This window comes from Kushneria konosiri (genome assembly GCF_002155145.1).
GTDB lineage: Bacteria > Pseudomonadota > Gammaproteobacteria > Pseudomonadales > Halomonadaceae > Kushneria > Kushneria konosiri.
Map to the genome: position 1 here is coordinate 1,921,561 of NZ_CP021323.1, position 25,192 is coordinate 1,946,752.

Here is a 25,192-nt window from a genome sequence, read left to right on the forward strand (position 1 = left end):
ATTGATAGAGTTGATGGTCATTTCCTCCTCACAAATCCCAGCGCGGGATGAAAGTGCCATCCCTGCGGGGCGCGATCGGGTTTTAAACGAATGCGGCCAAAGCGCTCCGCGCAACGCGTCAGCGTCATGTCCATGGCATCGGCTTGTTCGGTCAGCGCAGCAATGTAGTCGTGCTCGTTCCAGGGTGTGATGCGAGGATTCATCAGTCCCTCGTCTGACAGACGATCCAGCTCGGACTCAGTCGGTATCAGCCTTTCCTCTTTGCCATCCTGCTCTATACGTCGAAATCCATAATTCTCTTCGCTCTCATCCGGATACAGCACGAATTCGGCATCCGGTTCGTTATCCTCGCGAAAGGGTTGTTGCTGGATTGGCACGGCGCTCAACGACATCGCTGACGGCCGATAAAATAGATAAGCGCCCAGATGGATCGGTTTCCTGCGACGGGAGCGTCGCTGTTCGTATGCGGATAGGTCTGCAACGCCTTCGACCATCAGCGCCCTGAGTCGCGCGTGCTCCAGATCGACCAGCCTGGTCGCGGGTTCAGGCGGCTCGGCCGCCAGCAGTCGAGGTCGGGAGTCGATGACGTCAATCTCTTCATCGCGCAGTAGCGCGGTGAGCCGGTGCTTGCTCAGCGGCCATACCTGTTCTGTCTCAAAGCCGGGGCGGCAGAAGGCCGGGCGCTTGCGCGAAAGATGACGCACGTTGGCATCGAGCAGCGCAATATTGGAGGCAGTGACAGGCTCATGGCGGTGACGACGTACACGTCCGGCAAGCTGAATAATCGAGCGCATGGACGATGGCTCAACCACAGCCCAATCGTAGTCATGATCCCGCCCTACCTCGGTTACCGGTGAGCCGAGCACGATAAACAGGTGGTCCCTGGGCTTGCCATTTAACCGCTGGCGAATATCCGGCAGCTCGAATACGGCCTCGGGCACGCGTCGATCGAGTGCCTGATCCAGCCGATACTCCAGGCGCGAGCGCAGCAACAGCGGAAACTGAGAGTGGTAGACGCAGAGATGAATCTGCGTGCCCTTGGGAATCTCGGCGCGGTAGAGGGCCTGTGCCACCGCCACCAGCGGCTCGATGTTGGCCATGCGTATCAGGCCGAAACTGACGCGCTTGCCGCTGTTCGGGTCGATGCTGTGGTGGTGCCGGTGAAGCGTCATGGCCTCTTCAAGGACCGTACCGGCCACGGCATCATGCACGTCATCAGGATGGGGCGAGGCGGCGGAGATCGGGACGATATAACCCCGTCGGCGTGGCGTCAGTGCGGCAAGTTTCGAGGCGCGCTGACGAGCAAATGTCTCATGCGCAGCGTCAAATGCCTCGCCCCTGGCGCAGTGTTGATGCGTGCAGCCGTGCTCGTCGAACCAAGCACACACTGGATTAACCGGAGCGCCGGGCATGCCACGGTGGCGCTGATATTCGGCGCGGCCTTCCCGATAGGCATCGAATAAACCACGCACCAATGCCGGCGGCAGGGTGGCGGAAGAGAGCAGCACGCGCGAGCCCAGCAGGCCGGTCCAGTAGACCAGCCTTGTCAGCGCAGGCAGATCATCAATATCGAAGTCATCCGGCTCATCCAGTACCAGATCGCCACTCATTAAACGCAGCATGGGAGCGATTTGGTGGCCGCCTCGGAGGCTTTCCGTCGCGGGCATCAGATGATCGATGGTGCACACCAGCACAGGCGCCTGAATCAATGCCTGTGCCTGTGGATCTGCCACGATCCTGCCCAGCACGCGGTGCGCCTCAGGGTCGCCTTCAAACACCACGTGACTCTCATCATCGAGCAGCTCGGCGCGGGACTCCGAGCCGCCGGATCTCTGCTGATGTTCAAACAGCGCGCGGCTGGCGCTACCGCCCACCCGAATGGCCAGTTCGTCACCATTCAGCCCGAGCCGTTCGCGATAGGCCTGCCCGGTCTGCAGGGTCAGGGTGCGCAGGCCGAGTGCAATCGAGAAGCGCGCGCCGGTCTCCGGATCCGCCAGCGCGTAGAGAATACGGCCGTTGGCGATGGTCTTGCCGCAGCCGGTCGAGGCCATGTTGATGCCAAAAAAGCCATGCTCATGGGCCTTGTTGCGTAGCCCTGCCGCCAGGTCGTACGCCTTGTCCTGCCAGCGAAAACGCGCGTCGCGGCTGCGGGCCCTGAATCCTTTATGACGGGCGATGCGTGGCAGCGCCGAGGTCATGTCCGGCAGGTGATGGATGATCTCACCGGTCGCCCGCACCACGCCCAGAAGATGCTCGATCAACGGCTGGCACAGATGACGTTTGCCATTAATGAACGTGGTGTTGGCGTACAGTGGGCCGGTCCACTGACCGTCCAGACGCCCTTTGTCGGTCAGACTGGAGTAATGGTGGTCTGCCAGCATCAGCGCCAGCCGTGCCAAGTGCATCACCCAGGGCGATTCGAGCGGCGGTGTTTCCCAGCGGCATTCGCTTAGTTGACGTGCCAACCGGGCGGCGCGTCCCCGCCAGGCGTCTTCTGTTACCGGCAGTCCGTGTGAGAACTGCCACCACGGGGTGAGGGTCTCGGTATCCGTCCTTTCGACACGCTCATTCCATGCAGCAGTAATGGCCTGCGGTAGTGTCGGTAGGCTGCCAGCATTGAGAGTAGCCCGGGCACCGACCCATTTCTGCGAACCGTCATCGTTTGTGGCGGGCAGCGCCGGCAGTCGATGGTGACTGATGATCAGCCAGCCGATAGCGGCAGCGAGTGGCGGCAGATACTGAAATGGCGCGTCGCACTCCTTGAAGGCCTCCAGCCCATCGCGCTTGAGGCGTGCCAGCCAACAGGCATCATCCTCAAGGGTTGGGGTTTGCAGCCGTGTGAGCCAGGCAGCATCGTCATCCTCACCCACGAACGCCTCAAGCAATCTGAGCGATACCCACTCATGCCGGTAGCGGTTGCGTCCCTCCAGCGTGCCGACAAGACGTTGCTGGAACGCATCCGTTGCCTTGCCCAGATCGTGAAAGAGCGCCGCCATCGAGGCGAGCAGATGCATTAGCCGCAGTGAGTGCCAGTCGTTTTCGTCCTCCGTGCGTAAAATGTTACGCCGCGTGGTATTGGTCGGCGTGGCGCCCCGGGCGTTGAATTGTGAGGTGTCGCCGACAATCCAGAGAAGCTCGCTATGATCATGGCCACGAATCCAGTGACAGGCGACGGCAGTGTTCTTGCGCGCTTTCTGGCGCAGCAGTTTTCGCAGTGTGTCGAGTCCGGCTCTCGTAATCGCGGTCTGCCAGGTACGTTCACCGCGGCGCTCGGCGAACTGATCCAGAATGCGCCGGGTCTCCCTGAGCGCATTCTTGTGACATTGCGAGACAATCAGGACATTCATTGCACCGCCTCGTGGCCGAGCCGCTCGGCGACCTCCTTGAGCGTATCGATCATGGTGTCGAGGGCCTCGACCTGTGTGAGTCGCTCAATGCACGCCTGGCGAAACTCCTGCTCTTCGTCACCCCGGCTGGCGGAAATGAACGCCTGCGGCAGAATGACGGCGTCCTTGATCAGATCAGCGACATCAAATACCAGCCCGCCGCGGCGGGTCTTGCCGTGCAGCACCGCAAGACCATGAGGAAGCCCCAGCACCCAGGTCGCGGTCGCTCCCAGGCCATAGGCCAGATAGTTTCCGTGGTCGAGAAAACGGTTGGCGGGGTCAGCGCCGTTGCCGCGTTTGGCGCGAGTGAAGTCACCGTAATCGGTCGCAAGACTTGCCAGTCGGAACAGCTGTTTGGTTAACCGTGCCTCTTCGGTCAGCAGGGCAGTCGTATCCGGCGCCTGAGCGATGGCCGCGCGGCTGCGCTCAAGCAGTGCCTTGAGCTCTGGCATGGAAGGCGTAAAGTCGGTGGCACGCTGGAAACGAGCATCGCCCCATAGCTGTTCGACTCGCTTCAATCGTTGAATCTGAAAGGCGCGAGCAGCCTCCAGTCTGAGCGCATCAACAAACCAGAAGCGCACCCAGTGCTGCAGATATTCGGTAGGGCGGTATTCACTCTGCGGATTGAACCAGGCGACCTCGACATCGATTTCGTTGGCCGAGAACAGTGGCGTGCCGCCACCGCCGCAAAACCCGACCAATACACCGGCCTTTGAAAGTTCCCGCATGGCGGCCTGTGTAATCGAGGTGCCGGTGCCCAGCAGTATCGAGGTGGTGTTGGCAATCGGGATGTTCCAGTACTTCGAGCGCTTGCCTTCGTCCGTCACGTATTCGACCCGCCCGCCGTTGACCAGCACCCGGCAGTGCTGCAGGTAGTACAGGTTGGCGCGTTTGGAGTGCAGAATCGTTTTTAAATCACTGGCGGCAAGATCATCCATGAGGCACTCATGTTTCGGTGGTTCAGGACGTTATCGTCCAAAGCAGGCTTTATGTTAGTGATATATGAAAATACGTACAGGCGAAAGCAGAGCAGGAATGTTGTCGACCAAATGATTACAATGATGGCATTGATGGCAAAAGGAGAGAGCACATGGCCAACATTACCATTCGCAATCTGGATGAGGGTCTGAAGGGCCGTCTTCGCATGGCGGCAGCGCAGCACGGGCATTCCATGGAAGAAGAAGTTCGCGTCATTCTTCGTCAGGCACTGACACCTGCTGAACAGACAAAAGGGCTGGGAAGCCGAATAAAACGGCGCTTCGCGGAAGACGGGGTGGAGCTTGATCTGGCACCGCGCACGGACGCGCCTCGCTCGGCAATGCTTGAAGAATGATTGTTCTTGATACCAATGTGCTTTCCGAACTGATGCGGCCGACACCCAATGACAACGTGGTGCGATGGCTCGATGGCCAGACCAGCGAGCAGGTGTTTGTGACCGCCATCACCGTGGCTGAAATTCTGCATAGTATTGCTCGTCTGCCGGCGGGCGCGCGGCGCCAGAGACTGGGTAACATCGCTGCGGCCATGTTCGAGGAGGATCTGGCCGGCAGGATACTGTCCTTTGATGCAGATTCAGCGGTGGTGTATAGCCAGTGTGTCGCCACGCGTGAAAACAGTGGACGACCGATCAGCATGGCCGATGCGCAGATTGCCGCCATCTGTCTACAGCATCAGGCTGCACTGGCCACACGTAATCTAAAGGACTTTGAAGGATTGTCGATGACACTGCATGATCCATGGCAGGTGCATCAAACGGGATGACCCTTTTTTTATCGACGGTTATCGCTCCTTAACAATCAAGGCGTTATACAGCAGGCTGAAAAAAGGGTTTTTGAAGGTTGGCACCAGTGAACCCTGTAAGGCAGGGCTTTCCGGTGAAACCGTCTCTAGTTCTGCCGCCCAGGCAGCTCAGAAATTGCGGTCGAGCGGTTCGCCGCGCACGCCCTCGTTCTGCCGCCTAGGCAGCTCAGAAAACGTCCGACCGTCCAGCTATCGCCCCCGCTGGGTTCGCTGCCGCCCAGGCAGCTCAGAAAATCATCGACCGGCAAGCCTGGGGGGAAGAAAAGTTCGCTGCCGCCCAGGCAGCTCAGAAACACATCAGCAAGTGCCAGTGCGGTGTGCCGTCGTTCGCTGCCGCCCAGGCCGCTTGGAAAGAAAATAAAAGAGCCGCCCGGATGGGCGGCTCGAAAGGATGCATACGGCATCGACAATGCAGCTCAGGCCCCGATCTCAGGCCGTCTCATTTCGGGGCTCTCCTTCCAGGCGCTGTCTGGCCCTCGGGGAGCGACAGGCCGCGGCAGTAAAGAGCACGTCGGTCGAGGAGTTGAGGGCGGTTTCGGTGGAGTCCTGCAGCACGCTGATGACGAAGCCGACGGCGACAATCTGCATCGCGACGTCGGCGGAAATGCCGAACAGGCTCGCCGCCATCGGAATCAGCAGCAGCGAGCCGCCGGCCACGCCGGAGACGCCGCAGGCGGCGAGTGCCGAGACCACGCACAGCAGAAACGCCGTCAGGAAATCGACACCCAGCCCCAGCGTGTTGGTGGCGGCCAGCGTCATCACGGTAATCGTGATCGCCGCCCCGGACATGTTGATCGTCGCCCCCAGCGGGATCGACACCGAGTAGGTGTCCCGGTGCAGCTCGAGGCGTTCGCACAGCGCCATGTTGACCGGGATGTTGGCAGCACTGCTGCGGGTGAAAAAGGCAGTGATGGCGCTGCCTCGCAGGCAGGCAAAGACCAGCGGATAAGGATTCTGGCGCGTGTGGGCGAACACGATGAGCGGGTTGGTCACCAGCGCCACGAACGCCATGCAGCCCAGCAGGACGGCCAGCAGATGAGCGTAGTTGGCCAGTTCGCCAAGGCCCGTATCGGCGAGCGTGTTGGCCACCAGCCCGAAGATGCCCAGCGGGGCGAAGCGGATGATAAAACGCACCAGCCCCGAGACTGCGTCAGACAGATCACCCAGCGCGTTGCGGGTGGTGTCGCTTGCCTGGCGCAGCAGCAGTCCCAGACCCACTGCCCAGGCGAGAATGCCGATGAAGTTGGCCTCTACCAGTGCGTTGATCGGGTTGTCGACGGCGCTCAGGGCCAGATTGCGCAATACCTCGATGATATCGGAAGGCGGTGCGCCGTCGGCGGGCGGGGCATCGATCGCCAGCGTCGTTGGAAAGGCGAAGCTTGCAACGACCGCGACCAGCGCGGCGACCAGGGTGCCGACCAGATAGAGGCCGAGGACGCCATGAACCTGTGTCGGCCGGCCGCGCTGATGCGCAGCGATAGCCGCCATTACCAGTACGAAGACCAGAATCGGCGCGATCGCCTTCAGGGCGTTGATGAAAAGATCACCAAGTATGGCAACGGACTTCGCGATGTCGGGCGCCCAGAGTGCCAGCAGCGTGCCGGCGACGATACCTATCAGGATCTGCGGAATCAGCCCCAGGCGGGGCAGTGATGCTCGAGAGGAGCGATGATCGGAACTGGCGGACATGGAGCACTCTTGTAGGCCGGGATGTGTAAGGCGCAGGCACGACGCGGCCGCCAGGGAAATCTCGATGGGCGTCCGCGAAACGGCGCATTCTAGCACCGCCATGCCGGCTGTACGCCATTGCCTGTGTCATACCCTCAGAGAGTGTGCCCAGCAGGGGCCTGGTTTGATCAGAAGATCGGCATGGTTTGGTGGAGAGAGAGAAGGTATGCGCACCGTTTGGTGGCCAGGCAGGCCGTTACTTCGTCGACCAGGTACGCCCGCCCGGTGGGTTGGCATTGCCGTCTTCACAGGTCATGCCAGAGCTTGAGTAGCTGCGCGAGCCGTCACGATGGCGGCAGACATTGGCCTCACCCTTGCGAACATCATCGTAGCCGTTGAGGCGGTAGCTGTCGGGGACATAGTTGCTGCGCCAGTGTTCAAGCTGCTCGGGCGGCAGGATGACGCCGACGTCCACGTCGCGGACGGGGTCGAACTGCTGAGGGTTGCGAATGCCAAAGGGCGGAAAGCGCGGTGGCGGACGGTGGTAGTTCAGGTCCGGGCTGCGGTGTTCCAGAATGACGGATTCACTGGCCGTGGCCACGCAGGAAAGGGCAGGGAGCATCGTCATCGCGACAAGCGCGGCCAGAAAACAGCCCGATATCGTGGGCCTGAATATGGTGCGTTGCATGGCGTCTCTCCCGGTGCCTGACCCGCAGGGAAGCGGGCCTGAATGGCTTTATCGGCGCGGCAGGCGCCTTCTGAAGCCCTTGAGGAGTATAGCGCGTCCTATCCTTGCCGCCGCCGCATCAGTCGAAGGAGAAAGGGCAGCGCCATGACTACCGCCACGCCCAGAATGATCACTTCCAGATGATTGCGCAGCAGCGGCACGTTGCCCAGAAAGTAGCCCAGCGTGACCAGAGTGCCGGTCCAGAGCAGCGCGCCCAGCACGCTGAAGCCGGTGAAAACGACCCAGGGCATGTGGCCGATGCCGGCGACGAACGGGGCGAAGGTGCGCACCAGCGGTACAAAGCGTGCCAGCATGACCATCTTGCCGCCGTGATGGGCGTAGAAGGCCTCGGTTCGCGTCAGGTGCTCCCGGCGCAGCCAGCGCGAATGCTCGTTGAAAAGCCGTGTGCCGTAGAGTCGCCCGATCCAGTAATTAAGGTTGTCTCCCACAATCGCTGCGGTGGCAATGACGGTGCCGGTCGCCCACAGGTTCAGGTGACCGCTGCCGGCCAGGGCACCGGTGATGAACAAAAGGGAATCACCGGGCAGAAAGGGCATGATGATCAGGCCGGTCTCACAGAAGATGACGGCAAACACCAGCGCGTAAATCCACATGCCATGATGCGTGACCAGGCTCAAAAGGTGTTGATCCAGATGCAGAAAAAAATCGAGCAAGGCCGCTGCCTCTGACAATGGTTGGCGGCCAATACTGCGCCTGCGTTGTGGAAAAAGGCAATGATCGCCTGTGGCGTGTGTCCAGGTCACACTGGAGCGCCTTGAGGCGCGCCGCGTTGCGATACTTTTGAGATTTTGCCCATGAGGTTGTCTTGTTCGACGACGATATAAATGCCCTTTGCCATTGGCACCAGATCCTGAATTCCCGCCGCCACCGCGGGTTTTTATGGCTGTCCGGCCCCGCCGGGGAGGTGCGTGCGCGCACCCAGACCCTGATCGAGCGTCTGGCGCTGACTGACGTTGTATGGGCCAGCGCCGCATCGCCTGATGCCTTCAGGACTTCGGTCGAGCCGCTGGCGATGAAAAAGGCCCGCACCCGGCTGGGCACCGAGCAGGGCGCCGTCGTGTTTGATGCCTTCAACGGTCTCGACCCGGATGCCTTCGGCGCACTGGCCGGCACCGTACGCGCCGGCGGGCTGCTGATCCTGCTCACACCCGACGACTGGGGAACGTCGCCGGATGCCGACTACGCCCGTCTGGCCGATTATCCATTTGAGTGGTCATCGCTTGACTCGCGCTATCTGGCCCGGCTGGTGCGCCTTTTGAGGGCAGACGATCAGGTGGCGTATCTGGCCGAGGGGCAGCCGCTTGTCGTGCCGCAGAATGAAGAAAAAACGGCGGTCGTACCCGTACCGGTCGAGGACGCCGACTGTTTGAGTCCAGATCAGGCCCGGGCGGTGGCGGCCATTACGAAACTGCGTCGGCGACGCCCGCTGGTGCTCACGGCCGATCGCGGTCGCGGCAAGAGTGCCGCGCTGGGCATTGGTGCGGCGCGGCGTCTCATGCAGGGCGATCCCCGGATTCTGATCACCGCGCCCCGGTTTTCAAGCGTCGCCCCGGTGTTTGAGCGTCTCGCCGCGCAGCTGCCGGAGGGCGTTTTACAGGATCAGCGTTTTGTCTGGCAGGGCCGCGAGGTCTGTTTTGTCGCCCCTGACCGGCTGCAGGCGAGCCTTGATGAGCGGGGCGGCGATGGCAGCGTACTGCTGGTCGATGAGGCCGCAGCGCTTCCGGCAGCGGCGCTGCATGACGCCCTTCGTGCGTTCCCGCGCGTGGTCTTTGCCACCACCGTGCACGGCTACGAGGGCAGCGGCCGTGGGTTTGCGCTGCGCTTTCGTGATCGACTGGATCGGCTCACGCCGCAGTGGAAGGCAATGACGCTCGAGACGCCGATTCGCTGGGCGGATAATGACCCTCTGGAGCGCAGCGTTACCCGACTTCTGGCGCTGGCCGCCGATCCACCCCCTGATGACGACACCGCCGCAGAGCTTTATCACCATCGACTTGACCGCGACGCGCTCTCACGTGATGAAACGCGCCTTGAAGCGCTGTTTGCGCTGCTGGTGCAGGCGCATTACCGCACCTCGCCAACGGATCTTCGCACCCTGCTCGATGGCCCCGGTATTGGCATCGAAACGCTGGAGAGCGCCTCCGTCGCGGGGGAGGGCCAGCTACTGGCGGTGGCGGTTACCGTTGATGAAGGGGGCTTTGACGAAAGGCTTGCCGAGCAGATTGCCCGCGGCGAGCGGCGCCCGAGGGGTCATCTGATGGCGCAGTCGCTGGCGCTGCATGCCGGGGTGGTGGACGTTGCAACACACCGGCTGCGTCGCATCATGCGCCTGGCGGTGCTGCCCACGCGCCAGCGCCAGGGGCTGGGGCAGACGCTGGTCGAGAAGGTATGTGACGGCGCGCGCGGTGATGACATGGCACTTCTCGGTGCCAGTCTGGGCGCCGAGCCCGGGCTCATGGCCTTCTGGCAGCGCTGCGGCCTTGTGAGCGTGCGGCTGGGGCTGCATCCGGAAACCTCGACCGGTGAGCACCCGGTCATGATGATCCGGCCCTTGAACAGGCAGGGCGATACGCTCAAGCACCTTTTGGGCGACGCCCAGCGCGAGCAGTTGCCACAGCTGCTGGCCTTTGAACTTTCTGACCTGTCGCCTGAGGTGGTGGCGCAAACGCTTTCGGATCAGGCGGTCATGGCATCGGTTCCCTCCCTTAAAGCTCGCATGCAGCTGGAGCGGCTGGCGCTCGGGCAGGCGCCGCTGGTACCGAGTCGTCAGGCGCTGGCCTGGCAGGTGCATCAACGGTTGCGGGCATGTGCCGGGGAGACGATTCCTGCCGAGCTGAGCACGCTATGCGGGCTGGTATGGCAGGGACGCTCGCTGGCCTGGCTGGCCCGGCGCGAGGGACTGACCGGCAGTGCACAGGCAATGTGCTGGGTGCGCCAACAGGTGCGTCTGTTGCTGGAGGTCGAGGCGTCTCATGAGCACGCCGATGCGGCAAGGGGTGAGGGGGGAGGCTGAAGGAAAAGGTCGAATGGCGTATTCTTGGGAGCAATCATCAAGTCATATCGCACAGGGAGAATTTGCGTGAACGAACATCTGGAGACACTGGCCCCCATCCCGCTTTGGCGCCACTTTCGTACCTTCTGTGAAGTGCCACGCCCGTCCGGCAAGGAGGAGGCGCTGGCCCAGCGACTGGTGGCCTGGGCGACCGAGAAGGGGTTCGAGCACGAGCGCGATGATGCCGGCAATCTCCTGATTCGCAAGGCCGCCACTCCCGGCCACGAAGATCGTCCCGGCGTGGTACTGCAGGGGCATCTGGACATGGTCTCTCAGGCCGCCCCCGGCGTGACCCACGACTTTGATCGCGATTCGATCGACACTGAAATCCGTGACGGCTGGCTCTACGCCCGCGGTACGACGCTGGGCGCGGACAATGGCGTAGGCGCCTGTGCGGCGCTTGCCATCCTCGAAGAGGAGGGGCTCACCCATGGGCCGCTTGAAGCGTTGATGACGGTCGAGGAGGAAGCTTCGCTGGTCGGTGCCATCAACCTGAAGCCGGGCTGGCTCAAGGGCCAATACCTGCTGAATCTGGACTCCGAAGACGAGGGGCAGGTCTACATCGGCTGCGCCGGCGGTGCCTCGGTGCGCACGAAGGCCACCCTGGTGAGGGCGCCTTTTGATGGGCCCATGGAAACGCTAATCATCAGTGTGCATGGTCTCAAGGGCGGTCACTCGGGGCTCGATATTCATCTGGGGCTGGGTAACGCCAATCGGCTGCTGTCCCGCCTGCTGCATCGACTCTGCGACCACGGTCTGCGGCTGGTCGATTACGAGGGCGGCACCATGGGCAACGCCATTACCCGTGAAGCGAAAGCCACGGTGGCACTGCCGAAGCAGCATCATGAGACGGTGATGGCACAGATCGAGCACTATCAGGAGATCTATCGCCAGGAACTGGCAGGGCTCGATGATGGCGTGACCATCAGCGTATCGTCTGCACAGGCCGAGCGGGCACTGTCGAGTGAAGACACCTACCGCCTGATGGGGCTGATGCATGGCCTGCCCTACGGCGTGGCAGGCATGAGTCGTTCGGCCTCGGGCGTGGTCGAGACGTCCAACAACCAGGGCATCGTGAGCCTGAAGGACGGCACCTTCTCGATTCAGCTGATGGTGCGTTCGCTGCGCGACTCGACCCGTGACGAGCTGGTGGCGCGCATTGCCACCCTGATGCGTCTGACCGGCTTCGAGCCTGCCATCAACGAAGGCTATCCGGGCTGGACGCCCGAGCCGGAATCCGAACTGCTCGCGCGCTTTGAGCGGGTCCACGAGCGCGTCACCGGAGAGGCGCCCGAGGTACGGGTCATTCATGCCGGGCTCGAGTGCGGGCTGATCGGTTCGAAAAACCCGGGCATGCAGATGATCTCGTTCGGGCCCACCATCCGCGGTGCCCACACCCCGGATGAGCGTGTGGAGCTCAGCGCGGTGGAAAATTTCTATGGTGTGCTCAAGGCCATGGTCGAGGACCTGGCACAGCGCTGAAGACAGGTCACCGCGTCGTCAGGGGAGGGCTTTCGAGCCCTCCCTTCTGGTATCTGGCGCTGGTCGCCCTGGCACGATAGCCTTGCAGAATATCGCTGATATAGCGTCCGGCCGACCGTCATGACGGCTGTAGAATCATCCGTACACAATCAAAAAGAGCGTTTCATGCAGACCCCGGTTCTTTCCCGTCGCCGTCTGGCGGCGCTCGCGGCGCTGGGTGCCGCCGTGATGGTGACCGCCACGCCGGCGGGTGCCGATGAGTCTCCCACGTATCGTACCGCCGAAGTCATGGCCGAACTTCGCGATCAGCCCCCGAAACTTCGCATGTTCCTGCAGCGCATGCCCAAGGGCGGTGACATTCACCATCATCTGTGGGGCACCCCCTGGCCGGAAACCCTGCTAAAAGAGGCCGGTCGTGCCGGCATGTGCGTGCGCGCCGACGGGTCGGCGATTGCGCCAGCGCCCTGCGAAGGCGATGCGCTGGTCGAAGCAGAGGGGCTGGCGCAGCGTGACAGCGTCCTGTACGCGGATCTGCTCAATGCCCTGTCGATGCGCAATACACCCAGCGGCCCTGGTACGCCACCGGTCGAGGGCCATGACCAGTTCTTTGCGACCTTCGATCGTTTTGCGCCGGTCGCTGCTGCCTCGTCCGGCGCGCTGCTGAGTGCCTCGAAGCAGCTGGCAGCGGGTGATCATCTGAGCTATCTCGAAACCATTTCCAACCCGGGCGCCGTGCATGGCTTCGGCGCCATGGCGCAGTCCCGCGGGCTCGATGCCGATGATCTGGACGCCGCCTGGCAGGCGCTGTCGCCGAAGCTCGAGGCGTCGCTGGCAGACGCCCGCCGTGAAACCGATGAGATGTTTGCCACTGCCGACAAACGGCTGGGCTGTGACGGCAATAATGCCGCGCCTGGTTGTGACGTGACGGTGCGTCTGCAGGGCTTTGCCGTGCGTACCCAGCCGCCGATGGCAGTCTTTGGCGAGCTGATGATGGCCTTTGCGCTTGCCGATGCCGATCCGCGCTATGTGGGCGTCAATATCGTTGCACCGGAAGACAATCCGGTGGCGCTTGAAGACTATGATCGTCACATGAAGATGCTGGCCTTCCTCTCGAAACACTATCCCGATGTGCCGCTGGCGTTGCACGCCGGGGAGCTGACGCTCGGGCTGGTACCGCCGTTTGCGCTGCGGGATCACATTCAAAAGGCGGTCGATATGGCCGGTGCCCAACGCATCGGCCATGGCGTGGACATCGCTCATGAGCAGAATGCGCCAGAGCTTTTGCAGGCCATGGCGGACAACAACGTGGCGGTGGAAATCAACCTGACCAGCAACGATGTGATCCTCGGCGTTCGCGGTGATGAGCATCCGCTCAATCTCTATCGCGATGCGGGGGTGCCGCTGGTGCTGGCCACCGACGATCAGGGCGTCTCCCGCATTGACCTGACCCACGAGTACGAGCGTGCCGTCACGGAGCAGGGCCTTGACTACCCGGCGCTCAAGCAGATGGCGCGTAACAGCCTCGAGTACAGCTTTTTGCAGGGCGAGAGTCTGTGGTCGCCCGGTGCGGCGGGCAAGGCGCGCGTCGCGGCCTGCCAGGGTGCATCGCTCGACGTCGCCCCGAAAGGAGAGTGCGCCGATCTGCTGGAACACAGCGATCGTGCCCGGCTGCAGTGGCAGCTCGAGCAGGATCTGATGCGCTTTGAGGCGCAGATTGCGCAGTGGCCGAAGTGGCTGGGCGGTGACAGGCCCTGAACATCAGATGCAGGCGCCGTCGGTACTACGCCGCTGTACACGTGGTCATCGGGCGGCGCAGGACGCTGATCAGCACGCTCAGTGACAGCGCCATCACGAAGGCACCGTAAACATATACCGTGGCCTCCAGCCCAAGGCGCTGGGTGGCCACGCCCGCCGCCAGTGCCGGCAGACTGGCGGAGAGATAGCTCACCACATAAAACACCGCCATTAATGATGAGCGCTCGCCGGCCGGCGCCAGCGGCATGACGGCGCGCAGCGCGCCCATGAATCCCGAACCGAATCCAAGACCTGCCACGCTGTAGCCGATGATTAAAAGCGCCAGGCTGTGTAGATGGACGCTGATCAGTACCAGCACCAGCCCGGCAGGCAACAGGGTGCTCGAGAGCAGCAGGATGGTGCGGATCGTGAAGCGTCGAAAGCGCCACACGCTGATGCCGCCCATGACTGACAGAATACAGGCCGGCAGTCCGCCCATCAGGGCGCTGTGAAATCCGGCGACCTGCTCGGCCAGGGCCGGCCCCAGTGACAGGCTGAAACCGCCCAGTGCCCAGGCGGCCACGTTGGCCGGCATGGTGCGCACAAACGTGGGCAGCACCACGGCCGGTACCCGGGCGCGGGGTGTCATCGAGGCCAGCGCGCCGGGGCGGCGTGTCACGCTCTCGCTCATGCGGCCAAGCCCCAGCACCTGCCAGGCGAATATCACGAGCATCACGACATACACCAGCCGCATCGGCCAGGGAGCGCCGGCGACCAGCACACTGGCGCCCAGCGCGCCCAGTCCCATGCCGATCATGGGGGCGACGCTGGCCATCACCGGGCCGCGCTGATGATCACTGTCCATTAGGGCAGCGCTCAACGCGCTGGTCACCACCCCGGTGGCCATGCCCTGCAGGATGCGAGCGGCGAACAGCCAGCCGAGATCGGAGGCCATCAAAAAGCAGCCCATCGAGGCCAGTTCGATCACAAGACCCGCGGCAATGACCGGGCGGCGACCGAGATAATCCGACAGCGCCCCGGTAAATAAAAGCGTCAGCAGCAGCGCAAACAGATAGCTGGCAAACACCAGCGTCAGCATGGAGGTGGAGAAGTCCCAGCTGGACTGATAGAGCTGATACAGCGGCGTAGGCACACCGGAGGCGGCCAGAAAGGCCATCAGCACCAGGGTGTAAAACACCAGTTCCCGCGGACGTGACATCGCCGGGGCAGTGGAAGAGGGCATGAGGCACACCTTAAAGCAAAGGTTTTGCGTTAGAATGCGCGCAGTGTAGGTGATTCGCCTGCTAAAGCAAATATTTTGCGTTAAGAGGCCTCATGAGCCATAAACCGCTTCCTCGCCCCGGCGGACGCAGTGCCCGGGTGCAGCAGGCTGTCCACGCCGCCGTCAGCGCCCTGGATGACGGCGAGGGACGCACGCAGCTGACTATCCCGATGATCGCCGAGCACGCCGGGGTCACCCCGTCGACCATCTATCGACGCTGGGGCTCGCTGCGTGAACTGCTGGCCGACGTGGCGGCCGAGCGGCTGCGGCCGGAAGCGCCGTTAAGCGATACCGGCTCGCTCGAGGAAGATCTGATGGTCTGGGCCGGTGAGTTCATGGAGGAGATGACTTCAAGGCCCGGCCAGCAGGCGCTGGCCGATGCACTCGGCAGTGCCAGCCACGACCCTCGGACGCGCTGTTACGACTGGCAGTGCGAGCAGATCGCGCTGATGCTGTCGCGCGCGCGCGATCGCGGTGAGTCATCGCTGCCATCGGTCGATACGCTGATCGATGTCATCATGGCACCCCTGCTCTATCGGGTCAGTCATGCCCCCGAGAGCCTGAGCGAGACGCGATTGCGCCACTGGGTGCGACGGGCCCTCGGCAGCGCCTGCGAAAACTTTAGGGCGAATACCGAATAAGGCATGAATTCGGGCCCATTCCTCCTGATTGCCCCCGGCGTGCTCGTGGCACCCTTGGCGGCATGACATGAAGGCCGCCGTTTAAGGATGACACCCGGCGGCCGGCACCATCGCCGCCGATCAGGAGAGCCAGGGCATGGGGGTACACCGTTTTATCGGCACCAGCGCGCGTGACGCCATGCGTCAGGTGCGCGAGTCACTGGGTGACGAGGCGCTGATTCTTTCCAACCGTCAGGTTGAGGGCGGCGTCGAGATCGTCGCGATGCTCGATGCCGACCAGGAAAGCCTGACCGGTCAGCCGGCCGAACCCGCGCCGCCCGAGCCTGTTGCCCCGACGCCTGACCCGATGCCTGCTTCGTCCTCGGCGGCGGTGACTGCCCCACAGGAAACGCAGGCCTTCAGCGCCCGGCTGATGGATGAGTTCGCCGCCATGCGCGATCTGCTCGACGCTCGCCTGAGCACGCCCACTGCGCCCGAGGAGAAGGCCACACCGGCCACGCGTCTGCGCCAGCGCATGATCGGCGTGGGCTTTAGTCAGACGCTGGTGCGCGAGCTGATCGCGCTGCTGCCGGCGGAATTTGCCGATACCGCCGATGAGGACATTGATGAGGCGCTCAACGGCTGGATCAGTCGGCAGCTGGCGGCGCGACTTGAAACTCTGGAGACCGACAGTGACCTGCTTGCCGAAGGCGGCGTGATGGCGCTGATCGGGCCGACCGGCGTGGGCAAGACCACCACCACCGCCAAGCTTGCCTCACGCTACGTGATGGCGCATGGCAACCGCGACGCGGCACTGATCACCACTGACAGCTATCGTATCGGCGCCCAGGAGCAGCTGCGCATCTATGCACGCCTTCTGGGGGTGGAGGTGCATGCGCTGGAAGGCGACGGTGATCTGGGCGCGCTGCTGGCGCGTCTCATGACGCCGCGCCGGGCGCTGTTGCAGATGCAGCGGGCCACGCCCAAGCGCACCATCCTGATCGACACCCTCGGCATGAGTCAGCGCGACCCGCGCCTTGCCACTGAAGTGGCGCGCCTTGGCGAGGCAGGCGTGCCCATTGCGACCCTGCTGGTGCTGGACGCCGCCAGCCACGGCGACACGCTCGAGCAGGTGGTCGCGGCCTATCAGCAGGCCGCCGACCGGGCCGGCACACCGATTCGTGGCTGCATCATTACCAAACTCGATGAGTCTGCCCGTCCGGCCACCGTACTGGATATTCTGGCCCGCCATCGGCTGCAGGTGCTGTTTGTGGCCAACGGGCAGCGTGTGCCGGAAGACCTGGCCGCGGTGGATGTCGCCGCGCTGGTTCATGAGGCGCTCTCGGTCGACAGCGCCTCGCCGTTTGGCTACGACGCGGCAACTCTTGCCGAGATGGCCGGGCAGACGCGCCAGTCAAAGGCCCATGCCCTGTCCCGAGATGTGGTCAGCCACGGGCGCGCCCTGCATGCAATGTTTGATACCCTGGCCCGCCGGGCGCCCGGCACGCCGCTGCTGGAGCAGCTCTGGGCCCATGGGTTGAGCAATGCCCCCGGGGAAAGTTTTGCGGCCCACATGGCGGCGCGCTCCCCGTTGACGGTCGCCCCCAACGAGGAGCACGCCCTGTGGTGGTCAAAGGAGAAGGGCTCACGTCAACAGGACTGGAGCATGCCGCTGGTGTCGCTGGATGACCACGGGCTGCCGTTGCCCCAGACCTGGTTGCGACATCGACTGCCGACCTCGGAAGCCGAGCGCATGCGCTGGGCGCGCGAGACCCATCAGAGCGCGTGGCATCTGATGGCCGCGCTACCGCAGATTGATGAAATGCACCGTCTGGCGGCCGACCGGCAGCTGTGGATGTCGGCCGCCACGGCGTCGCGCCGGGTGCGCTATCAGGGAGAGCGTCAGCGGCTGGCCGATCTGGCCGGGCTTGCTGCCGAGATCAATCAGCGTCAGTGTCGCTGGCGCGCCCGTCCGGTCAACATGGTGCTCTCCTGTCTGCCGGCGCTGTATGAAACGCGCGGTAGTGGGGACCCTGTCGAGGTACTGGTGTGGTTTGCAAGGCTTCACGATGTGGATGACAACCGCGTGCTGGCGCAGCGCTACTGGCTCTCCAATGCCGTCACCGGGCGCGATGTGGCCTCCAGGCTGGCTCGTGCCGTGGCGCTGGAAGGGCTTGAGGGATTGACCCGCCAGGCCATGCGCCGACTGGAAGAGAGTGGCGTGGCGCGAAGCGATCGCGAAACCCGGCTGCAGCTGGCGTCGGGCCTGGCGGCACTGGCCACGCGGCTGGAGCTTTGCAGCGAGGACTGGGCCATGGACGTGCGGGCGCAGCTGTTCAATCTCTCCGGCGGCACCCGCCGCCGTACCGGCACGGTACTGCTGGAGGCATTGATGCAGGCTTTCACGGCCCGCGATGCGCTGATGGATGCCCGCGAGGCGCGCTCGTGAGGTTGGATCATTGGGAGCGCGCCTGATGTCGGGGGATCAGGCCAGCGGTCTGCGTCAGTGGTCGCAGACGCACACCGCAAGAGAGGATGCCCGAACGGTGCCGGCCAGACTGGTCATCATGACCTGGCAGGGGAGAGGCACGGGCCCTGACAGGCTGGCCTCCCGGTTAAGCCTGCCAGAAGGTGTGTCACACTGGCAGCCACACGAGCTGGTGCTGTCTGCGCCCCTGCCGGAAGCCGTGCCGGATTCCCCCTGGTGGGTGCTTGATCTGAGACAGCTCGAGGCCCGCAGTGCCCCGGGGCTTGCCGAGGCACTGCGCGCGTTATACCACACCGGCATGCCGCGAACCGTGCTGTTGAACGCGCCTGATGCGACATGGGCGTCGGGGCTGATCAGTGCCGCCCGTGCCCATCTGGGCGTGTCACTGATGCAGGAGGTACAGGCCTGGCATCAGGCCGTCACGGCATCACTGACGTGGGGTTAAGGTAGACGTCAGCTCATTGTTAATGAAATACTTCGCACCCTTACGATATTTCCCTTGCGCCTGTCGCCGTCCGCCTGTGGGCTTTCATGCCCGCCAGGCGGCGGCATGCGTCGTTCACGATACTGATCATTGTCGATGAGAATTGCCTCGAGTATTACCGGTGACCACTGGGTGCTGGCGCTGCGCACCGTGCTGGCGGTCTGGCTGGCGCTCTATGTCGCGCTGCGTCTGGACCTGGCGCAACCGGCCTGGGCGATTCTGGCCGTCATGATCGTGACCCTGCAGCCGGTCATGTTCACCGGCGGTACACCGCCGCTGGGCATTATCATCCATCGCTGCATCGGTCGGTTGATCGGTACCTTTCTGGGCGCGCTGATGGGGCTGGTGCTGATCGCGCTTTTTGCCCAGCAACCGATGCTCTATCTGCTGGCCGCCGGGGCCTGGCTGGCCTTTTGTACCTTCTGCGTGATGCTGTTAAACGATGAGCCGGCCAGCTACATCATGATGCTCAGCGGCTATACCGCAACGCTGGTCTCGCTGACGGCCATCGGCACCGGGGTGGACAACATCTTTGATCTGGCGCTGGCGCGGACCACCGAGACGGCGCTGGGCATCGGGGCCGGCTTTTTGATGCACGTGCTCATTGCGCCGCGCTTTGGCAGTCGTGCGTTGCCGGGTACGCTTGCGGCCCTGATCAGTGGCGCGGCCGATGAAGCACGCGTGGCGATCACTCAAGCACGCCCAAAAGCGGTGCTTAATGAACGCCTGCGCCACCTGATGGGCAAGCATCAGCAGTTCGAGGCCCAGCACGCTCTGGCACGCTTCGAGTTTCGCCGCTTTCGCCGGCTCCTGCCGGCACTGGACCGCTTTGCCGGGGACAGTCTGGCGCTGATGACCGGACTTCGTGAGCTCGAAGAGGCCATCGACCGGCTATCGCACTGCGAGGGCTGTGATGACCTCATGATGGCCCTGCGCACGCCGACGTTGCCCTTTCTGGCGGCGCTGGATCAGGACGACGATCAGCTCCCCGAACTGCCGAAGCTTCCGGATGTCGCAACGCTGGTCTCGCCGGAAGACTCCGTGACGCTGGTGCGGGCCACGCTGGTGCGCGAGCGCCTGGGCGAGGTCATGCAGCTTTTGCATCACGGCCGGGCGCTGAGTCTTGCCATGCGCCATCATCGCCATGCCGGGCTGATCAGGCTGACCGGGCGCCGCCCGCGCCGGACACATCACCCCGAATATGGCGTGGCGCGCTACAACGCCTTTCGCGTGTTTATCGCCTTTGAGCTTCTGGGGCTTTTCTGGATTCACAGCGGCTGGACCTCCGGCTATCTCTCCATGATGCTGCTGGGGGTGTTTATCGTGCTGTTTGCCAAGGCACCCAACCCGGCGGCGGTAGTGAGACAGTTTCTGACCGGCACGATCTGGGCGGTGATCATTGGCTGTCTGTTTTCCTATGTCGTCTTTCCTTCCATTACCGGATTTCCGCTTCTGGCGCTGAGCATCGCGGTGCCGGTGGTGATCGGTACCCTGATGACGCCGCACATGCGCTACGCCGCCGTCGGGCTTGCCGGCGCGGTCACGCTGATGACGCTTTTGAACCTGCACCGCACGTACGTCTTCCATCCGACCCAGTTCATCAACGGGGGACTGGCCTCGATTCTGGGCACCATCGTGACCATGGTGACCTATTCGCTCTTTCGTCAGCGCGCGCCTGCCGAGCGGCTTGAAACCCTGGTGGCGGCCTACTGGCGCGGTCTTGAGCGGGTGACGCGGGCCCGGCGGCTGCCGTCGCGGGCCTGGCTTGAAAGCCGGCTGTATGACCGGCTGAGCCGCCTGCTGGCGCTGGGCAGCGGTGAGCAGATGCTGCGCGAGGCGGTGGATCTGCATGCCCTGGCCATGTGCCTGTGGCGGCTGAGGCGTCTGGCACGCGCAAGCGGGCCGCAGCAGCGCGAGATCGAACGCTGGGTTGCAGGGCTTGGTCGACAGCTGCTTCTGGCCGGGCGCGACGAGCAGGCCTGGCGCCGCCTGGCCGCCGACAGCGAGGCGCAGGCGACGGCCCTTTATGATTTAAAACCGTTGCCCACGGCGTTGATCGGAGAGTTCGAGATGCTCTCGCATCTGCTGCGGGATCTGCCGGGTGCTGCGGCCCAGGCCCGCGAGGCCCTGTCGCAGGGCGAGGATGAACAAGGAGCCATGGATGCTCGATGAGTGGTCGTTTCTGGGGTTTCTGACGCCGCCCCTGTTTTTGCCGGTGTTTCTGGCCCTGCTGCTGTTCTGGGGCGTGCGCCGCGTGATGTCATATTTCGCGCTATATCGATTTTTCTGGCAGCCGGTGCTGGCGGATATCGCCATTTTTACGCTGCTGTTGTGGGCGGTGCTGATGCTCAGCGGTGCACTGCCGGCCGGAGGAAGAACATGACGGACAAGGAGTCGGGTATGAACGGCGTGTCTGCGCTGGCCGGGCGCTTTTTGCGTGTGGTGCTGACGCTTTTGCTGGTGGGGGCTGCGCTGCTGGCGGCCTGGTGGATCTGGCATCACTACATGCATGATCCCTGGACACGCGATGGGCGCATTCGCGCCGATATCGTTCAGGTCGGCGTGGATGTCTCGGGGCTGGTCGATACCCTTGAGGTTCATGACAACGATCTGGTTGAGAAGGGCGATGTGCTCTTTACCATCGACCAGGCACGCTATCAGCTGGCCCTTGATCAGGCCCAGGCCAATCTGGCCCAGCTCAGGGAGCAACGCGACGAAGCGAAGGCCACCAGCAACCGGCGCGACCGGCTGAACAACTACGTTTCCCAGGAAGCGCGTGACAACGCCCGCTTCGAGTATCGCTCGGCTCAGGCCGGCGTCCAGAACGCCGAAGTAGCGGTGCGCGCGGCAAGGCTTGATCTGGAGCGCTCGAAGGTACGCGCCCCGGTGGACGGTTATGTCACCAATCAGCAGCTGCGTCCGGGGCAGTACGTCAGTTCCGGCACCCAGGCCATGACGCTGGTCGATCAGCACAGCTTCTATGCGCTGGGCTATTTCGAGGAGACCAAGCTGGGGGCCATTCATCCGGGGGACCCGGCGCGCGTGCGCCTGCTGGGACGCGACCGCGACCTGCACGGCCACGTGGACTCGATTGCGCGCGGCATCGTTGATAACAGTCTGACCGGGCAGTCCGGCGGGCTGGCGGCAGTGAATCCTTCCTTTGACTGGGTGCGTTTGTCTCAGCGAATTCCGGTACGCATCCGCCTTGATGATATATCTGACGATCTGGTGCTCTCCGCTGGTCAGACGGCGACCATCTACGTTGACGCCCCCGGTCACGAGCCGAATGAGCATGGCTGGGGTGCGGCACTGCGTCGCCAGCTTGAATCCCTGTTCGACATCTAGCAGCCGCCGGAGGGGCTAGCGGCTGTAGGGGGTTGCCGGGGCCGGGCCGCGTGGGTCCGCGTAGAGATCCGCGCCGCGGTCGGGCTGACTGAAGGCGGGTGGGCGCGCCTGGCCGGGCAGTGGATAGCCGTGAGGCGGCAGCGGGTAGCCGGCCGAGGGCGGCCGATAACCACTTGGTGGGCGATAACCGCTCGGTGGGCGATAGCCGGGGTGCTGCCAGCGATCGGGCCCGTAGTAGCCGTTGCCGTGCGGGGCAGTGCCGTAGATGGTGTCGCGCTGTTCTCGCTCGAACTGGCGGCGCTGGGCGTCATACAGACGTTCGTAGTGACGCCTGAGCTGCTCGTCGGGATCGATGCGCTGAGGACGATGCCAGCCAAATCCCGGTCGGCCGTCATAGCCCCATTGACCGTCATACACCGGAGGGTTGCCAAATCCCGGACGGTCGTAAAACCCGGGCCGACCGTCAAACCCGGGGCGGTCATCGAATCCGGGTCGGTCATCGAATCCGGGTCGGTCATCGAATCCGGGTCGGTCATCGAATCCGGGGCGACCGTCGAAGCCCGGCCGACCGGCATGGTGCCAGTCGCGCTCGCCAAAGGCGTCGTTCTGGCGAAACTGCGACCGGTGTTGTGAAAACCAGGATGGGTTCTGCGAAAAGTGCGATCGGTCCTGAGAAAAGTGCGAACGTATCGGTGCCTGATCATCGGCCGCAGCCGTATTGCTGATCATCAGTGCCACCAGCCCTGCCAGTAACGGTCTCATGACGGTCCCTCCCGGGAGTCGTTCAGCGCAGTCCCCATTCTAGCCTGGCGAGTGCTGGTACGCGCCATGCCGGGGTTACCCTTTGGCCTTGTCCTGGCGTGCCGCCCTTTTTTCGAGCTGGCGTCGCAGCTGCGGCGTGACAATGCGAAGCCGCCAGGGCGCGTCACGGTGTTCAGGCTGGGCATAGTCGATACCGATGCGCGGACTGCGGATAATGTCGTCCTCATTCACGGGCGTGCCCGGCTCGATCCAGAGGCCTTCGCCGCGGCACACATCAATCCGGTTAAAGGCCGTCTTGGTAATGCCCATGGCCCGGGTCAGCTTGCCGGGGCCGTTGAGCATCTCGCGACCGCGCTTGCCGTTGCGCCGGGCGATCATGGTCTCTTCGCCCTGAACCGGCTCGATGGCGCGGATCAGTACGGCGCAGGGATCATCCTCGACCTCGGTGACCAGGTTGAGCATGTCGTAGATGCCGTAAATGATGTAGACGTAGGCATAACCCGGCGGGCCGAACATGACCTCGGTGCGCTGAGTGCGCCCGTGCGAAGAGTGACAGGCGGTGTCCTGAAGGCCGAGATAGGCCTCGGTTTCGGTGATTCGGCCGATCAGGCGCTCCCGGCCATCGTCAACGATGAGATGACATCCCAGCAGATGGCGGGCCACCTCCAGGGTCGGTTGCCGGTAAAAGCTTCTGGGCAGCGGGGCGGGCCTGGGGATTTCCTGCATTGAACCTCCTTGTCGAGACACCTGACCCGCAGAGACGTTGTCTGTCCGGGCGGCGGATGCGATAGCATGGCCCTCCATCATGGATGAGCACGGCGCGTTTCGCTGTCTCATGAGGTCCGAATTTTCCTTTATGGCGTGGTTGAACGCTCATGTTGCCTGAACCGAATGACTTCAATGAACGGCGCCTGCCCGGTTGGCAGGGCGCGCGGGGTGCCTGCCCGTCACTGAGTGCGCCCATGGAAACCGGAGACGGCTGGCTGGCGCGCCTGCCACCGCTGGTGGCGCCACTCGAAGGCGAGGAGGTCATTACGCTGTGCGAGGCGGCAGAGCGCTTCGGTAATGGCCTGATCGAGGTCACTCGTCGCGGCAATCTCCAGTTGCGCGGGCTGGCCGCTGGCGCGCACCGGGAACTGGCAGACTATCTGACCCGGCGTCTGTCGCGTCACTGGCTGGAAAGCGCAGGGCCTGCGGTATCGATCGACCCGTTGATGGACAGTGACGAGGCCATTGATGCCTCTGCAGGACTGCTGGCGCGCCGCCTGCGCGATCAGATTCTGACCGGGGCGCCGGCGACGCTTGCGCCCAAGTGTGCCGTGGTGATTGATGCCGGCGGCTGGGCGGGGCTTGCCGGGCTTTCCGGTGATGTCCACATACGTCTGGACGGCGCCCGCGGTGGCTGGGTGGGTCTGGCCGGCGATCACGGCAGTGCTACCTGGCTGGGCTGGATGGTGGCGTCAAAGCTTGCCAGCGCCGTGCTGGGGCTTCTCGGTGAAATCGATATGCTCGGGCCGCGCGCGCGCGCCCATCACCTGCTGACCGATGTTTCGATCTATGCGCTCTGCGACCTGCTGGGCTGTCGTCCCGGGGCCCCGCCGCCGCGTAGCGGCCTCTATCAGGGGCCGGATGCGGGTGCCCGGCGCCAGCGCGACGTGCTGGATGTGGTCTGGCCGTTTGGTCAGGTACCGGCGCTGTCACTGCTGCGTTTCACGCGCGAGGCGCAGCGACTCGGTGCGCTGAGCTTTGCCGCCGCACCCGGTCGGCACTGGCGAATCCTGTGTCGGGAGCATGCCGATATCGACGGGATTATCCGGGCGGCGCGCGAGGCCGGACTAATCGTGGCCGATGACGATGCCCGCCTGGCCATCGTGGCCTGTACCGGGGCGCCGGGCTGTGCCAGTGCCTTCATGAGCACGCATGACACGGCAGGGACGTTGAGCACGTGCTGGTCGACGCTTTTTGACGCCTCGGTCAGGCTGCATCTGTCCGGCTGCGCCAAGGGCTGTGCCAGCCTGGACCCGGTCACGTTCACGCTGGTCGGCACGGCCCGCGGCATCGGCCTGGTCTTTCAGGGCAACCCTCGCGGTGTGCCTCGCCTGATCGCCGAGAATACTGCCTCGCTTGAGGCGGCGTTCGAACATCTGGCGCAGACACTTGCCGAAGAAGGTCATGCGTTGCCGCTGGATTCAAAAAGCCTGGCCTGCGTCGGTGAGGAGCGCATCGTGGCCCTGCTGCGCGCCGGCAGCGCGCATGATACCGATGCGTAAGGGCGGACGCTGAGGCAGCGCCGGTGTAGAATGGCGCGCCTGACCGCCCCGACACCCATCCTTGAGACGAG

Annotated in this window: 20 protein-coding genes; 12 read left to right on the plus strand and 8 right to left on the minus strand. The window is 63.7% G+C overall.

Going from position 1 to position 25,192, the window contains the following annotated elements; translation table 11 throughout:
* Window positions 1-17: 17 nt before the first annotated feature.
* Together cas3f and cas1f are read right to left on the minus strand one after the other, a co-directional pair.
* Window positions 18-3,347 (minus strand): type I-F CRISPR-associated helicase Cas3f, encoded by a 3,330-nt coding sequence (gene cas3f / locus B9G99_RS08885; RefSeq protein WP_086621738.1) that lies wholly within the window; start codon window positions 3,345-3,347, stop codon window positions 18-20.
* Window positions 3,344-4,324, minus strand: a complete 981-nt coding sequence (gene cas1f / locus B9G99_RS08890) for a type I-F CRISPR-associated endonuclease Cas1f (protein WP_086621739.1) — start codon at window positions 4,322-4,324, stop codon at window positions 3,344-3,346. Before cas1f ends, cas3f begins: the two co-directional genes overlap by 4 nt.
* Window positions 4,325-4,476: 152 nt before the next feature.
* Between cas1f and B9G99_RS08895 the strand changes: the two genes are divergently transcribed.
* Window positions 4,477-4,719, plus strand: coding sequence for a FitA-like ribbon-helix-helix domain-containing protein (locus B9G99_RS08895; protein WP_086621741.1), 243 nt, complete (start codon window positions 4,477-4,479; stop codon window positions 4,717-4,719).
* Window positions 4,716-5,147, plus strand: a complete 432-nt coding sequence (locus B9G99_RS08900) for a type II toxin-antitoxin system VapC family toxin (RefSeq protein ID WP_086621742.1) — start codon at window positions 4,716-4,718, stop codon at window positions 5,145-5,147. The genes B9G99_RS08895 and B9G99_RS08900 overlap by 4 nt, the downstream gene beginning before the upstream one ends.
* A 468-nt stretch (window positions 5,148-5,615) precedes the next feature.
* Here B9G99_RS08900 and sstT read toward each other — a convergent pair whose 3' ends face one another.
* From sstT to B9G99_RS08920, 3 genes are all read right to left on the minus strand, one after another.
* Window positions 5,616-6,875, minus strand: coding sequence for a serine/threonine transporter SstT (gene sstT / locus B9G99_RS08910; RefSeq protein ID WP_086621746.1), 1,260 nt, complete (start codon window positions 6,873-6,875; stop codon window positions 5,616-5,618).
* A gap of 235 nt (window positions 6,876-7,110) precedes the next feature.
* Window positions 7,111-7,542 carry a hypothetical protein gene (locus B9G99_RS08915; protein ID WP_086621748.1) on the minus strand — a complete coding sequence of 144 codons (432 nt, stop codon included), beginning with the start codon at window positions 7,540-7,542 and terminating at the stop codon, window positions 7,111-7,113.
* A gap of 98 nt (window positions 7,543-7,640) precedes the next feature.
* Window positions 7,641-8,255: a VTT domain-containing protein gene (locus B9G99_RS08920; RefSeq protein WP_227875760.1), complete on the minus strand. Its 615-nt coding sequence runs from the start codon at window positions 8,253-8,255 to the stop codon at window positions 7,641-7,643.
* 152 nt (window positions 8,256-8,407) lie between these two features.
* On the opposite strand from B9G99_RS08920, the gene B9G99_RS08925 reads away from it, so the two are divergent.
* From B9G99_RS08925 to B9G99_RS08935, 3 genes are all read left to right on the plus strand, one after another.
* Complete coding sequence (locus tag B9G99_RS08925; RefSeq protein ID WP_086621750.1) at window positions 8,408-10,615, plus strand: tRNA(Met) cytidine acetyltransferase TmcA; 2,208 nt, start codon at window positions 8,408-8,410, stop codon at window positions 10,613-10,615.
* 66 nt (window positions 10,616-10,681) lie between these two features.
* On the plus strand, window positions 10,682-12,136 hold the full coding sequence (locus B9G99_RS08930; RefSeq protein WP_086621751.1) for an aminoacyl-histidine dipeptidase: 1,455 nt from the start codon (window positions 10,682-10,684) through the stop codon (window positions 12,134-12,136).
* Window positions 12,137-12,301: 165 nt separating this feature from the next.
* Window positions 12,302-13,891: an adenosine deaminase family protein gene (locus tag B9G99_RS08935; RefSeq protein WP_086621753.1), complete on the plus strand. Its 1,590-nt coding sequence runs from the start codon at window positions 12,302-12,304 to the stop codon at window positions 13,889-13,891.
* 25 nt (window positions 13,892-13,916) lie between these two features.
* Here the strand turns inward: B9G99_RS08935 and B9G99_RS08940 are convergent, their stop codons facing one another.
* Window positions 13,917-15,113: an MFS transporter gene (locus tag B9G99_RS08940; RefSeq protein WP_086621754.1), complete on the minus strand. Its 1,197-nt coding sequence runs from the start codon at window positions 15,111-15,113 to the stop codon at window positions 13,917-13,919.
* A 92-nt stretch (window positions 15,114-15,205) separates the two neighbouring features.
* Between B9G99_RS08940 and B9G99_RS08945 the strand changes: the two genes are divergently transcribed.
* From B9G99_RS08945 to B9G99_RS08970, 6 genes are all read left to right on the plus strand, one after another.
* Window positions 15,206-15,793, plus strand: coding sequence for a TetR/AcrR family transcriptional regulator (locus B9G99_RS08945; RefSeq protein ID WP_086621756.1), 588 nt, complete (start codon window positions 15,206-15,208; stop codon window positions 15,791-15,793).
* Between the two features lie 136 nt (window positions 15,794-15,929).
* On the plus strand, window positions 15,930-18,221 hold the full coding sequence (gene flhF / locus B9G99_RS08950; protein ID WP_086621757.1) for a flagellar biosynthesis protein FlhF: 2,292 nt from the start codon (window positions 15,930-15,932) through the stop codon (window positions 18,219-18,221).
* 25 nt (window positions 18,222-18,246) lie between these two features.
* The gene (locus tag B9G99_RS08955) at window positions 18,247-18,705 is read left to right on the plus strand and encodes a hypothetical protein (RefSeq protein ID WP_086621759.1); all 459 of its coding nucleotides are present in this window, start codon (window positions 18,247-18,249) and stop codon (window positions 18,703-18,705) included.
* Between the two features lie 135 nt (window positions 18,706-18,840).
* Entirely contained in the window at window positions 18,841-20,916 is a 2,076-nt protein-coding gene (locus B9G99_RS08960; protein ID WP_086621760.1) for an FUSC family protein, read from the plus strand.
* Window positions 20,906-21,127: a DUF1656 domain-containing protein gene (locus B9G99_RS08965; protein WP_157663191.1), complete on the plus strand. Its 222-nt coding sequence runs from the start codon at window positions 20,906-20,908 to the stop codon at window positions 21,125-21,127. The genes B9G99_RS08960 and B9G99_RS08965 overlap by 11 nt, the downstream gene beginning before the upstream one ends.
* A 17-nt stretch (window positions 21,128-21,144) precedes the next feature.
* Window positions 21,145-22,089 carry an efflux RND transporter periplasmic adaptor subunit gene (locus tag B9G99_RS08970; RefSeq protein WP_086621763.1) on the plus strand — a complete coding sequence of 315 codons (945 nt, stop codon included), beginning with the start codon at window positions 21,145-21,147 and terminating at the stop codon, window positions 22,087-22,089.
* Between the two features lie 15 nt (window positions 22,090-22,104).
* Here the strand turns inward: B9G99_RS08970 and B9G99_RS17115 are convergent, their stop codons facing one another.
* On the minus strand, window positions 22,105-22,851 hold the full coding sequence (locus B9G99_RS17115) for a chromosomal replication initiator protein DnaA (protein ID WP_086621765.1): 747 nt from the start codon (window positions 22,849-22,851) through the stop codon (window positions 22,105-22,107).
* A gap of 75 nt (window positions 22,852-22,926) precedes the next feature.
* Window positions 22,927-23,577: a DNA-3-methyladenine glycosylase gene (locus B9G99_RS08980; protein WP_086621766.1), complete on the minus strand. Its 651-nt coding sequence runs from the start codon at window positions 23,575-23,577 to the stop codon at window positions 22,927-22,929.
* A gap of 149 nt (window positions 23,578-23,726) precedes the next feature.
* On the opposite strand from B9G99_RS08980, the gene B9G99_RS08985 reads away from it, so the two are divergent.
* On the plus strand, window positions 23,727-25,121 hold the full coding sequence (locus B9G99_RS08985; RefSeq protein WP_086621768.1) for a hypothetical protein: 1,395 nt from the start codon (window positions 23,727-23,729) through the stop codon (window positions 25,119-25,121).
* Window positions 25,122-25,192: the final 71 nt, after the last annotated feature.